This window comes from Aeromicrobium sp. Leaf289, from assembly GCF_001423335.1.
Lineage (GTDB): Bacteria > Actinomycetota > Actinomycetes > Propionibacteriales > Nocardioidaceae > Aeromicrobium.
This window is the reverse complement of sequence record NZ_LMNK01000005.1, coordinates 123,146-136,772: the sequence shown is the minus strand read 5'-3', so window position 1 is coordinate 136,772 and position 13,627 is coordinate 123,146. Positions and strand designations below refer to the sequence as shown.

General features: G+C 72.3%; 5 protein-coding genes. 1 reads left to right on the top strand and 4 read right to left on the bottom strand.

Translation table 11 applies throughout. The features are described from left to right. Nucleotides 1-103: 103 nt before the first annotated feature. Entirely contained in the window at nucleotides 104-805 is a 702-nt protein-coding gene (locus tag ASF37_RS15385; protein ID WP_056581534.1) for a GAF and ANTAR domain-containing protein, read from the bottom strand. A gap of 92 nt (nucleotides 806-897) precedes the next feature. On the opposite strand from ASF37_RS15385, the gene ASF37_RS15380 reads away from it, so the two are divergent. Next, complete coding sequence (locus tag ASF37_RS15380; protein ID WP_082506555.1) at nucleotides 898-3,357, top strand: excinuclease ABC subunit UvrA; 2,460 nt, start codon at nucleotides 898-900, stop codon at nucleotides 3,355-3,357. A gap of 19 nt (nucleotides 3,358-3,376) precedes the next feature. On the opposite strand, the gene ASF37_RS15375 is transcribed toward ASF37_RS15380, so the two are convergent. From ASF37_RS15375 to ASF37_RS15365, 3 genes are all read right to left on the bottom strand, one after another. After that, nucleotides 3,377-4,093 (bottom strand): GAF and ANTAR domain-containing protein, encoded by a 717-nt coding sequence (locus ASF37_RS15375; RefSeq protein ID WP_055969567.1) that lies wholly within the window; start codon nucleotides 4,091-4,093, stop codon nucleotides 3,377-3,379. Between the two features lie 217 nt (nucleotides 4,094-4,310). Beyond that, a complete protein-coding gene (locus ASF37_RS15370) occupies nucleotides 4,311-12,629 on the bottom strand; it encodes an isopeptide-forming domain-containing fimbrial protein (protein ID WP_162239965.1) in 8,319 nt (2,772 codons plus the stop codon). 221 nt (nucleotides 12,630-12,850) lie between these two features. After that, a complete protein-coding gene (locus ASF37_RS15365) occupies nucleotides 12,851-13,615 on the bottom strand; it encodes a sulfite exporter TauE/SafE family protein (protein ID WP_056581532.1) in 765 nt (254 codons plus the stop codon). Nucleotides 13,616-13,627 lie beyond the last annotated feature (12 nt).

Genomic DNA, 13,627 nt, shown 5'->3' with positions numbered 1-13,627 from the left:
GCACTCCGCGCGGTGCCGGGATCACGCTCCCACGGCACCGTCCTCCGCGCAGCGCGCCCCGCCGATCGTCCACGCGGCCTGGCCCGAGGACCGAAGCAGAAGATCAGTCGTCGTCGGTCCAGTGGCCCTCGATGACGCCGTTGCGGACGATGTCGTCCGCCACGTCCCTCAAGCGTCGGCCGCTCGCGTGCGCCTCGCGTGCCAGCACGGCGAAGGCCCGCTCGGGCGCCAGTCGGTAGCGCTGCATGAGCATCCCCTGGGCCTGGCCCAGCGCGATGCGCGAGGCCACCACGCTCTGCACGGACTCGAGCTCCTCGGCGGCGGTGAGCGCCACCGCGACCTGCGCGGCCACCGCCAGGGCCGTCGCCTCGTCGTCGACGTCGAACGCATCGGGCTGCGATGCGTAGAGGTTCATCGCCCCGAGGGTGTCCTGCGTGACGAACAGCTGGACGCACAGCATGCTGCGGAACCCGAGCTCCTCGCTCGCGCGACGCGACCACTCCGGCCAGCGCTCCTCGGTGCGCAGGTCCCTGCTGCGCACCGTCTCCTGCTGATGGATGGCCTGCAGGCAGGGACCCTGGCCGAGCTCGTACTGCAGTGCGTCGCCGCGGCGGCAGCGTTCGTCGGTGGCAGCCGGCGTGTCGATGCTTCGCCCGTGGTGGACCATCGAGATCCCCGCCGCCTCGGCCCCCGCGACGAGCGCCGTCGCCCCCTCCACCGCGACGCCCAGGGTGCTCGCGAGGTCGGGCGACTGGCTCATGTCGCGCGCCAGGTACGAGAAGCGGTCCCACAGGTCGTCGGGCATCCTCCACCATCGCACCGACGGAGCAGATCACCTACTCGCCGACGTCGGCACCACGACGCGCGCGCCCCGTCTCGGCCCCCTACGTTGGACCGATGGCCTCACGCAGCGACACCGACCTGCACGGCCCGGATCTCCACGGCACCGATCTCCCCTCCGGGTCGTCGGGCTGGATCCGCGTCCGCGGGGCACGCGAGCACAACCTGCGCGACGTCGACGTCGACCTGCCGCGCGACTGCTTCGTCACGTTCACGGGCGTCTCCGGGTCGGGCAAGTCGTCCCTGGCGTTCGGCACGGTGTTCGCTGAGTCGCAACGTCGCTACTTCGAGTCCGTCGCCCCGTACGCGCGACGGCTCATGGCCCAGGTGGGCGCCCCGGAGATCGACACCATCGAGGGACTGCCGCCCGCCGTGGCGCTGCAACAGGCACGCGGTGGGACCAGCTCCCGGTCGACGCTGGGCACGCTGAGCTCCCTGTCGGACGTGCTGCGCCTGCTCTACAGCCGCGCGGGCTCCTACCCCGAGGGCGCCGAGCACCTCCCGGCGTCGGCGTTCTCGCCGAACACGGCGGTCGGCGCGTGCCCCACGTGCCAGGGCAGCGGCGTCTCGAGACGCACCACCGAGCAGCTGCTCGTGCCCAACCCGTCGCTCTCCATCGACGAGGGCGCGATCGGCGTCTGGGCCAGCCGCGCGTGGGTCGGCCAGAACGTGCGGCGGATGGTCACCAAGCTCGGCATCGACGTCCACGCGCCGTGGCACACGCTCCCCCAGAGCGACCGTGACTGGATCCTCTTCACCGACGAGGAGCCGCGCATGCTCCTGCAGGGCAACAAGCAGGGCGAGGCCAGCGCCTACCACGGCCACTGGTCGTCGGCGGAGAAGTACCTCATGCGCAACCTCGCCAAGACCCAGTCCCCCGCGCAGCGCGAGAAGCTGGAGGCGTTCGTCGCCGACGGCCCGTGCCCCACCTGCAACGGCAAGCGACTACGTCCCGCCGCCCTCGCCGTCACCTTCGCCGGGATCGACATCGCGGACATGGCCGCGCTCCCGCTGTCTCAGGTGTGCGCCCTGCTCGACGGCGGGCTGGCCGACCAGGCACGCGGCACCGACCGCCACGGAGCAGCCGCGGCGTCGGCGGCACGCTCGCTCGTCAAGGACTTCGGTGCACGCGTGGAGTCGATCATCTCCCTCGGCCTCGGCTACCTGTCCATGGACCGCTCGAGCACCGCGCTGTCCCCGGGCGAGCTGCAACGCGTGCGGCTCGCCGGACAGCTGCGGGCCGGCCTCTTCGGCGTGCTCTACGTGCTCGACGAGCCGTCGGCCGGGTTGCACCCCGCGGACTCCGCCGCGCTCTACGACGCGCTGCGCGACCTCGTCGCCGCGGGCAACTCGCTCTTCGTGGTGGAGCACGACCTGTCGATCGCACGCCACGCCGACTGGGTGGTCGACGTCGGCCCGAGCGCCGGGGTGCTGGGCGGCCACGTCGTGCACAGCGGACCGCCCGCGGCGCTGGCCGACGTGGCGGACTCGAGCACGGCGGACTTCATGTTCGACCGCACGGAGCCGCCGGCCCTGAGCGCGCGGACGCCAGCCGACTGGATCGACTTCGATCCCATCTCGCTGCACAACCTGCGCGACGTCGAGGTCCGACTGCCGACGGGTGTGCTCACGGCAGTCACCGGGGTGTCGGGGTCGGGCAAGTCGTCGCTGCTCACGGCCATGGTCGAGCAGCTGGAGGCCGCTGCGGCCGATCCTTCGGCAGAGGGCCCGCGACGCATCGTCGTCATCGACCAGAAGCCCATCGGTCGGTCGCCACGCTCCAACCTGGCCACCTACACCGGTCTGTTCGACCCGGTCCGACGCCTCTTCGCGGCCACCCCCGAGGCCAGGGAACACGGATGGACGGCGGGGCGGTTCTCCTTCAACGTCGACGCAGGCCGGTGCCCGACGTGCGAGGGCGAGGGCTTCGTGGCGATCGAGCTCGTGTTCCTGCCGACCAGCTACTCCACCTGCCCGACGTGCGGCGGGTCCCGGTACGACCCCGAGACGCTCGAGGTGCTCTACCGCGAGCGCGACATCGGGCAGGTGCTGGCCATGACCGTGCAGGAGGCGGCGGACTTCTTCGACGACGTGCCCGCCGTGCACCGCGCGCTCACGACGCTGCTCGACGTGGGCCTGGGCTACCTGACGCTCGGCCAGCCCGCCACGGAGCTGTCCGGGGGCGAGGCACAGCGCATCAAGCTGGCCACCGAGCTCCAGCGACCGCGTCGCGAGGGCACGGTCTTCGTGCTCGACGAACCCACCGGCGGCCTGCACCCCGTGAACGTGCGCGACCTGGTGCGCGTGCTGAACCGCCTGGTCGAAGGCGGTGACACCGTCGTGGCGGTGGAGCACGACATGCAGGTCGTCGCCGCTGCCGACTGGGTCGTCGAGCTCGGCCCCGGCGGTGGCGACCGAGGCGGCACGGTGGTGGCCGCGAGCACGCCCGCCGAGCTGCTCGACGTGGCCGACAGCGTGACGGCGCCGTACCTGCGCGCAGCGGTGGAACGAGGCTGAGCGGCTGCGCCGAGCGGGCTCACGTGTCGAGGGGGTCCTCGGGGATCAACCGACGGGCGACGATCGTCTCGGCGACGTCGCGGAGCTTCTCGTTGCGGTGCTGGGACAGACGGGTCAGCAGCGCGAACGCCTCCTCCTCCTGGATGCCGTGCCGCTCCATCACGATCCCCTCGGCCTGACCGATCCGGGTCCGCGAGACGAGAGCCTCCCTCAGCTGCTCGACCTGCCGGGCCGCGGCGATCGCCGCGGCGGCGTGGGCCGCGAAGAACGGGATCTGCGCGACGTCGCGCTCGGTGAAGGCGTCCGCCCGCCGGGCGTAGACGTTGAGCGCTCCCACCCGCCGCTGCTGGGTGGTCATGTGAGCCGACAGGATCGAGCGGAACCCCAGCTGCTCGGACACGGGCTTGGCCCAGCGGGGCCAGCGCTGGTCGACCCGGAGGTCCTGCACGTGCACGACCTCCGTCTCGCGGAAGCTCTCCAGGCACGGCCCTTCGCCCAGCTCGTTCTGAAACCGGTCGGCAGCGTCGAGGTCGGGGTCGGTCGCGCCGACCGTGACGATGTGCCCGTCGCCGAGGTTCAGCGACACCGCGCAGCCGTCGGCACCGTCCACCGCCGATGCGACGTGCTCGGAGAGCTTCGCGATGACCTCGTGGGAGCTCCCGCTGCCGGAGGCGTCGGCGGCGATCGCCGCGAGGGTCCGGTTGAGGTCGTAGTGGTCGTTCTCGTTCTCGTTCACGTGCTGCTCCAGCGATCGTGCGGTCCGCGCCCGCCTCTGTGCCGAAGCGCGCTCGGGACACAATCTAGCGAGAAGCGTCTCGGCCCGTGCCGCGTGTCCGGACGAGGGCACCGGTCCGCTCGCCCGGACGGAGTCGGGGCCGTCCAGGCAAGCGGTCGGATCCGGAGCCACCCCGCCCCCGCCGAGGCCGCGCCCGCCAGGGCGCGGCCCCGCCCGGTCAGCCCTCGCGTCGGCGCAGGACGCCCGTGCCCACGGCCAGACCGAGCATGCCGAGCAGCAGGAGCCACCAGGCCGGCCCACCCGTGCTGGGCAGCAGTCCGCCGGGCAGCAGACCGCCGTCCTCCGCCGGCACCGTCACGGTCGCGTCGTCCACGCTGGCGTCGCCGCCGAGCCCGCCGGAGGACACCGACGCGACGTTCGTGACCGTCTCGCCCGCGGCCGCCGTGAGCGTCGTGCGCAGCTCGATCTCGCTCGTCTGGTCGACGCCCAGCCGCCCGTCGTAGGTGCAGGTGGCCCGGCGGCTGGTCGTCTCGCACGTCCAGTCCCGGCCCGCAGCCGACACGAGGGTCAGGCCCTTCGGCAGGGCGTCCGTGACCACGACGTCGGCCGTGGTCTCGGTCGGTCCGGCGTTGTGCACCTCCAGCGTCCAGACGGCTGTCCGGTCGTCCTGCTCGGCGAGGGACTTTTCGATCGACACGAGCGCGGACCCTGCGACGGGCGCCTCGACCGTCGACGTGTCGTCGTCGGTGTCGGTCTGCTCGCTCGGCGTCGCGACCCGCGCCGTGTTGACCACGGTCGGGTAGGCCGCGGCGCCGACGTCGACCGTGAGCAGCACCGAGCTGGACTCGTCGAGCACGAGACCGTCCTCGTCGACGCAGGTGACCGTCCCCGCATCCTCCGCGCAGCGCCAGCCCTCACCCTCGGCGGACACGTAGGTCAGGCCGGCCGGCAGCGTGTCGGTCACCGTGACCGGGCCCGGGTCGGCGGTCGGACCGTCGTTGCGGACGGTCAGCGTGTAGGTCCCCTGACGGCCCACGGTCAGCTCGCCCTCGACCTGCTTGTCGATCGAGAGGTCCACCAGTGCAGGCACCGTCACCTCGTCGACGTCGCGGTCGTTGCCGCTCTCCGGGTCGGGTGTGGAGGACGAGACCGTGGCCACGTTCCCGACCGCCGGGTACGCCCCGGGCTCGACGGTGGCGACCACCGTGATCGGGTCGGCGTCGGTGTCGACCGCGAGCGGCTCGTCGAGCGTGCAGGACGCGGCGTCGTCGTCACAGGTCCACCCCTCCCCCGAGATCGACTCGAGGGTGAGTCCGTCGGGGAGCAGGTCCGCCACCTCGACGTCACGCGCCTCCGACGGTCCGTCGTTGCGGACCTGGAGGGTGAACTCCAGCGGCGAGCCGACCGTGGCCTCGCCCCGGTGCGACTTCGTGATCGACAGGTCGGCCGATCCCGTCGGCGTCACCGTGTCGCGCGCCTCGTCGTTGCCCGACTCCGGGTCGTCCGTGTCGCTCTCGACCGTGACGACGTTGACCAGCTCGTCGCCCGAGGCGTCGGACGCCACGTCGACCGTCATGACCAGGTCCGGCGTCGACGCTCCCGCGGCGAGCCCGGCGGTGGGAGCGAGCTCGCACTCCACCGTCTGGCCCGCGGTGGCGACCGGCCCCGCCACACAGGTCCAGGGGCCGGGCGTGCCGACGTACGTCATGCCGGGCGGCAGCTCGTCGGTGAGCGTGATCGGCGACCGCGCGTCCGAGGGTCCCTCGTTCTCGACGCCGATCGTGAACGCGAACGGGCGGCCCGCCACGGGGGTGCCCGTGTGGGTCTTGGACACCGCGAGGTCGGCGTGCGTGGTCACCGAGACGTCGTCGGCATCGGTGTTGTCCTCGTCGTCGTCACCCGGCGTCGTGGTGGTGACGGTCGCGGTGTTCGTGATCACCGTGCTCGCGTCCACACCGCTGCCGACCTTCGTGACGAGGGTCAGCGACGGGGCGGCGCCCGGGGCCAGGGTCGGCCGCGAGCAGCTGAACGCGGCGTCGGACGTCTCGCACGTCCAACCGTCTCCGGCGACGGACGTGACCGTGAGGCCTGCCGGCATCGTGTCGGAGACCGTCACCGCGTCCGCGTCGGACGGGCCGGCGTTCTCGACCCCGAGGGTCCAGGACAGCTCGGCTCCGGCGTCGACCGTGTCGACGGCGGCGGTCTTGGTGAGGGACACGTCGGCCTCGTCGACGACGACCGTCGGGTCGCTGTCGGTGTTGTTCGAGACGTCCGTCTCCTGCGGTCCGCTCACGGCGACGCTGTTGACGAGCGTGGCGGGACCGGCGTCGGCGGCGACGTCGACCGTGAGCGTGAACGACGTGGAGGCGTCGTCGGCGAGGCCACCGGTGCGTGAGCACGCGACGTCCTGGCCCGTCTCGTCGGCCTGCCCGGCCTCGCACGTCCAGCCTCCGCCGGAGACGTCGGCGAAGGTCATGCCGGCGGGGAGCCGGTCCTCCACCGCGAGCGGGCCGGGTGAGTCCGACGGGCCGCGGTTCGTGACCTCGATGGTGTAGTCCAGCGACGTCCCGGCCGTCGCGTCGCCCGTGTGGCTCTTCTCGACGGTGTAGTCGGAGTCCTGGTCCGGCACGTTGCCGTCGACGGCCTCGGAGCCGTCGGGGTCCTCCTCGGCGACGGCCTTGGCCGTGTTGACGATCTCACCGGTCTGGTCGGATCCGACCTCGACGTCGATCTCCACGCTGGCACTGCCCTTCGGGGCGATCGAGCCGCTCAGCGTGCACGTGACGGTGCTGGCGTCCTCGTCGCAGGACCACCCCGTGCCCCGGGCACCGCGGTAGGTCAGGCCCTCCGGCAGCGTGTCCGTCACCGTGACGTCGGTGGCCGTGGACGGCCCGGCGTTGGCGACACCGATGACGTAGGTGCCGGTGGCACCCGCGACCAGCTGGGTGTCGCCCTCGACCACCTTCGACGTGGTGAGCAGCGCGGTCCGCGTGGGCGTGTCCTCGGCGGAGTCGCGGTCGTTGGCCGAGGCCGTGGGGGTGACGGGCTCCGGCGTGGCGCTCTTGACCGAGGCGACGTTCTCGACGGCGGCCGTGCGGTCGGCGGGGACGTCGACGGCCACGACCAGCTGCGGCGCGGCGGCGTCCCGCGCGAGGTCCTCCTCGGACGTGCAGGTCACGACGCCCTCGGCCTCGTCGCACGTCCAGCCGTCACCCTCGGCGGAGACGAAGGTGGTGCCGGACGGCAGCGTGTCCTTCACCGTCAGGGGGCCGCGAGCCGTCGACGGACCGAGGTTGGTCACGTCGAGCGTCCACGTGGCGGTCTGGCCGGCCACCAGGGACCCGCTCAGCTTCTTGGCGACGGCCACGTCGGCGAGGGCGGTGACCGGAACCGTCGACGTCGCGGTGTTGTTCGTCGTGACGGACTCGAAGACCGAGCCCTCGACCTCGGCGCTGTTGGTGATCGACGCCGTCGTCCCGAGGTCGCTCGGGACCTGGCCGGTGACGGTCACGACGGGCAGCGTGCCCCCGACGGGGACCGGACCGGCGTGGCGGCACGTGACGTCCGTGGTGCCCACGGAGCAGCTCCAGCCGGTGCCGGAGGCCGTGTAGCCGGTCAGCTCGTCGGGCAGCTCGTCGGTCAGCACGATCTCACCCGTGGCGGCGTCCGGACCGGCGTTGCCGACCGTGAGCTTCCAGGAGTAGGGACGACCCGCGACGAGCGTCCCGTCACCCTTCTTCTCGAGGGTGAGGTCGGCCCGGTTGATCTGGGCCTCGGCCGTGGCATCGGGACCGGCGTACGAACCGGTCTTGCTGCCCGTGGCCCCGGTGGCGTCCTTGACCACGATGGCGGCCGTGTTGACGTGCGGGACGCTGCTCCCCGACCCCGGCGAGGTCGTGGCGTCGGCGGTCGGCCGCGCGGTGTAGGTGATCACGACGTCCTGGCCGGGCGCCACGGGGCCGAGGGCCGGCCACGTGAGCACCCGAGGGTCGTCGTCGCCGACCTGCGGTGGCGTCGGCTGCGCCGTCGCCGAGCCGATGCCCACGGTGGCCGAGCTGCCGAGGACCCAGTTCGTCGGGAGCGTGTCGGTCACGTCGACGGTGGCGGTCGCGGCGCCGGTGTTGCGGACGACCACCCGGAAGGTCTTGTCCTTGCCGACCTCGGCGGTGGGGCCGCCGACGACGCTCTTCTGCACGGTGCCCTTGGGCAGCTGCGGCGTGACGCTTCGGGTCGTGGACGGTCCGGTGTAGGTGCGACCACCCGTCGCGCGGCTCTCGTAGCCGGCGATGGTGGCCGTGTTGACGAGGGCGCTCCCGTCGAGGGTCCCGCTCGCCGCGAGTCGCGCGTCGTACGTCAGGCGCCGGCTGTTGCCGGGCGCGCCGACGGTCAGCTGCGGGAGCCGCCACGTGATGGTGCGGGTGGCGTCGTCGTAGCTGCCGTCGTCGGAGATGGTGTCGGTGTCGACCACGACACCCTGGGGCACGCGGTCGGTGACGACGACCTCGAACGCGTCGCTGACATTGGTCCCACCGGGGTTGGTGGCGGTGACGGCGTACGTGAAGACCTGGCCGGGCTCGGGCGTCGCGTCGTCGACCGTCTTGGCCACGGCGACGGTCGGCTGCCGGATGGTCACCGCGGCGGTCCGCTGGGTGCCCGAGCGGGTCCAGGTGTGGCCGGCGCTCGTCGGGTCGGTGCCGTTGACCGAGCTCCAGCGCACGTTGGCGGCGTTGGTCGGCGTGGCGCCGGTGGTGTTGCCGGCGACGTCGGCGACCTTCAGCCGGTAGGTGATCGTGTAGACGCGCGAGGCGGTGTCCGGCGCCAGGTCACCGAGGCCCCAGCCCACGGTGCGGCCCGACGCGGTCAGGGGCGTGGCGTCCGCAGGGCAGGTGGTGGGTGCGGTGCTGCGGGCGCAGGTGACCGTGACGTCGCTGAGCGACGAGAGGTCCAGCCCCGTGGGGACGGTGTCGGTGACGGCGGCGTCGAAGTAGTTCAGGTTCGGCGCGAACGTCGCCCGGACGGTGTAGGTGACCGTGTCCCCGATGGTCGGCGTCAGGGGCAGCACAGACTTGGTGAGCGAGGCGGACGTCGTGGTGACGGTCTTGTTCGCGGTGGTCGAGACCGTGGTCTCGGTGCTGTTGTCGTTGCGTCCGTCGTCGAGCGTGCTGCCGACGAGGCGTGCGTCGTTGCGGTACGACGCGCCACCGGCGGCGTCGACCGCGACCTTCGCGGTGTAGGTGAACGACCGGGACTCGGCCGGCTCGAGCGAGCCGACCGGCACGGTGATGTAGGTGAACGACGTCGAGGTGCACTGGCTGCCGGTCGCCTGGGCCGAGGTCGCGCCTGACGGCAGCGTCCCTGCGTCGAGCGTCAGCGCCAGCGGCAGGCAGTCGGTCAGCACCGCGTCGTGCAGCGGCACCGGACCGGTGTTCTCGGCCTTGAGCGTGTACGTCACGTCCTGGCCCGCACCCACCACGGAGGTCGGGTTCGAGGTCTTCGTCAGCTTGGGGACGGGCAGCTTGACCTGGACGTCCGAGGTGTCCTGCACGGACTCGGTGCCGGTGGCGTCGGCCGGTCCGGCGGTCGAGGTGAACGTGGCCGTGTTGGTCCGCGTCCCGGTCGCCGTCGTGCCGGGAGCCACCCGGGCGGCGATCTGGAGCACCACCACTTGGTCGGTCTCCGTGGCGTTCGTGTAGGTGGCCGGGAACCGCACGCCGTGGTTGCCGTCTGACTCGATCGAGGCGGGCAGGGGTGCCGTGGTGGCGCTGCCCGCGTCGGGACGGAACACGATGGTCGAGCCGGTGACCTGCAGGTTCGCGGGCAGCACGTCCTTCAAGGTCGCCCGGTACACCGTGGTGCGCGCGGGGATGGTCGCCGTGATCGTGTAGTCGATCCCCTCGCCGCTCACGGCGTCGTGGTCGCCGTTTCCGGTCTCGGAGTCGACGTCGGTGACGTTGGTCTTCTCCACCTCGACCGCCGGGAGCCGCACGCTGGCGGTGTCCTTCGCGGGCGGGGCGTCCATCTGCGTTGCGGTGACGGCGGGGTCGATGTTCTCGCGCGGGTAGTGGGTGGTGCGGCCGTCGGTCCCGACGTTGGTGGCGGCGGCGAACGAGCGGACGCCCGCCGTGTTCACGTAGCTGCGGCCGGCGGCGGTGGTAGTGGGCGTGGTCGCGCGGTACGTGAGGGTGGTGGAGTCGCCGGGCGCGAGCGCCGTCGTGACGGTCCACGAGACGACCGCGACACCGTCGACGGTCGCGCACGCGCCGCCGTCGGAGATGGCGCTCACGTCGCCGCACGTGTACTGCGGGGGCAGGAGGTCGCGCACCTGCACGTCGTCGACGGCGCGCTCGTTGCCCTCCACGTCATCGGTGTCGCTGGCGTTGGTGACCTTCACCGAGAAGGTCGACACGTCGCCGTGGCGGACCTCGGCGTCGTCCACGGACTTCTCGATGGCGACGGTCGGCGGCGGCGCGACGTAGAAGGTCACCTGGTCGCGCAGCGACTGCGAACGGCCCTGCTGGTCCAGGTAGCGGAACTTCGCCAGGTTGCCCTTCACGTCCACGTCGGCGTCGCCGGGGGTCGAGACGATGCCGCTCAGGACCACCTCGAACACGGCACCGGGCTCGACGAAGCGCTGGCCGGCGATCACGTCCCCGATCGTGAAGACCGGGTTGCCGGTGGCCTCGTCGGTGGAGATCGTGACGTCGTTCGCCGCGGTGGGCGTGGCCGAGCCTGCCTCGTACACGACGCCGTCGGGCAGGAAGTCCGAGACGCGGGGGGCGCGGGTGGCCGTCGCGTCGGAGAAGTCGACCCGGATCTTGAAGCAGACCCGATCGCCCTTGCGGTACGACAGCACGGACTCGTCGCCGGCACGGTTGTCGATGTAGCTGGTGGCGGCGCAGCTCATCGGGGTGGCCTGCGTGCCCACCGTCTTGTCGAGACGGGGGCCCTCGGTGCCGATCGAGGCCTGGGACTCGTCGTTGACGGTCACCGGGTCGGTCCCGCTCTCGGACGCGGGCACCTTGGTGGTGCGGCCCTGCAGCGCCACCGTGTTGACGAAGCTGTCGCCGGAGCTGGTGGGCTCGGTGCTGCCCTCGTAGGCGCTGCGCATCCGCGCCTTGTAGGTGATCGTGCGGACCTGGCTCCGCTCGAGCTCGAACGGCGTGAACGTGATGCGGAAGCCGTCGGCGTCCAGGTCCTCGACGTCGGCGTAGGAGGCGCCACCCGTGGGCGCGAAGGAGCCGCCTCGCGCGCACTCGGCGGCCGAGGTGTTCTCGTGGTTCGTCTCGTCGTCGAGCGGGCACAGGCCGTTGGGCATGTCGTCGGTGAGGACCACGTCGGACGCGGTCGTGTACTCGCTGCCCTGGACGGACAGCGTGTACGTGGCGACCTGACCCTGGACGAAGGTGCGCGGCGCGACGGACTTCTGGACGGCGACGTCCTCGGACGTCACGGTCACGCGCGCGCTCGCGCTCACCGTCTTGTCGGCGGGGTCGCCCTCGATCGTCCCGGTGTACGTGCCGCTGGCGATCGCGCGGTTCGTGTAGGCCTTCTCGGTGGCGCCCTCGCGCGTCGGGGCACCCGTGTTGTTCGTCAGGTTCGCGGTCGCGGTGAACGCACCCTGCGGCATGACGTTCTCACGCATCGGGATGCCCGCGGCGTACGTCAGGGTGCGGCTGCCGCCTCCGGCCAGCGTGCCGACGTCCCAGGTGACCTTCGTGTAGACCCCGGCCGGGTACCCGGCGGGCAGGTCGGAGTCGACCGTCTCGACGGAGACCGGCGTCGCGCAGTCCGCGCCCGCGGCGGGCGTGCCGGTGAGCCGCCCGGAGCCGGGGTACTCCTCGAAGCCGGCCGGGGCGTTGTCGACACCGCCGCAGCCGAGGAACTCCAGGCCGGCGGGCAGGTAGTCGACGACCTCGACGTCGTCGGTGGGCGTCGAGCCGTTGTTGCGGACGCGCAGCGTGAACGTCGTGGGGTGGTCGTGCACACCGCGCAGGAGCTCGTGCTCCGGGCTCGGCTCGGACTTCGAGAGCGCGATCGCGCTCACCGCGGTGGTGCTCGTGGTCGTCGCCGACGCGGTCGAGCGATCCAGCAACGTGCCGGCCGGGGTGAACCGGGGCACGAGCCGCGGGTCGCTGTTGGCGTACACGTCCAGGTCGACCGGCACGGTGGACCCGACGGGGTACACGTCGGTGTCCGGCTCGGCGTCGAAGGCGAGGGAGACGCTGCCGGACCGCGCGGCGTCGTCGACGTTGCGCCACACGAGGGTCTGCTCGCCCTCGGCAGAGGTCCACACCACGGGGTCGCCGACGCTGTCCGGACGGGTCGACCCGGGCACGTAGGTGATGCCGGCGGGCAGCACGGCCCGGAACGTGACGTTGTACAGGTCCTCGTCGCCGGTGTTGGTGGCGCGCAGCGAGTACGACACGTCCTCACCCACCAGCACGGGGTCGCTCGACGCGCTGAGCGTCATCGACTGGGCGGCCACCGCCGGCGCGACCGGGACGACGGCGACGAAGGCCGCGACCAGCGCGACCACGACGGCAGGGTGGACGAGCCGCGTACGCGGCATGGTGCGACGACGCACTGGCAGAGCTCCCTCAAGCACCCGCCGACTCCCCGACGGTACACAAACATGAACGACTTCCTCAGGTCCACATCCTGGCAGAAGTCACAGGTTCTCCGTGCCACTTTGCGCCAACCGAGCGGCCGTCGGGAGTGAGGTGCGTCATACGGTCCGGCGGCGCCACCGGAGGTGGTTCACCCGCGCAGGAACGTGACGAGGGCGACCACGCCGACCCCGACCACGAGCACGCGCAGCGCCGACGCCGGGAGACGTCGCCCGACGGTCGACCCGACCTGCCCGCCGACGGCCGAGCCGATCGCGATGAGCAGCACCACGAGCCAGTCGACGTCGGCCACGGCGATGAAGACGAGACCCGAGACGCCGTTGGCCACGGCCGCCAGCACGTTCTTCAACGCGTTCAGCCGCTGCAGCTCGTCGTCGATCCCGATGCCCATGACGGCGAGCAGGATGATGCCCTGCGCGGCACCGAAGTAGCCGCCGTAGACGCCGGTCAGCGCGACCAGCGGTCGCGTCCACCAGGCACCGTCCTCGGACAGCCCGCCGCGCTCGGCGTGCCGTCGGGCGACGGCGGCCGAGATCCGCGGCCCGAGCACCACGAGCACGCAGCCCAGACCGATGAGCACCGGCACGATCGCCGAGAACGCCGACGCCGGGAGCACGAGCAGCAGGACCGCACCGGCGACAGCGCCGACGGCGGACGCGGGCACGAGCCGCATGGCTCGCCGACGCTGGCCACGCAGCTCGCGCCGGTACCCGATGGCCCCCGAGACCGAGCCGGGGACGAGCCCGATGCCGTTCGACACGTTCGCGGTGACCGGTGGGACGCCGAGCGCCAGCAGCGTCGGGAAGGAGATGAGGGTGCCGGACCCGACGACGGTGTTGATCGTCCCCGCCGCCAGTCCCGCGAGCAGGATCACCGTGATCTCGACCGGACCCATCTCGACCTCCCC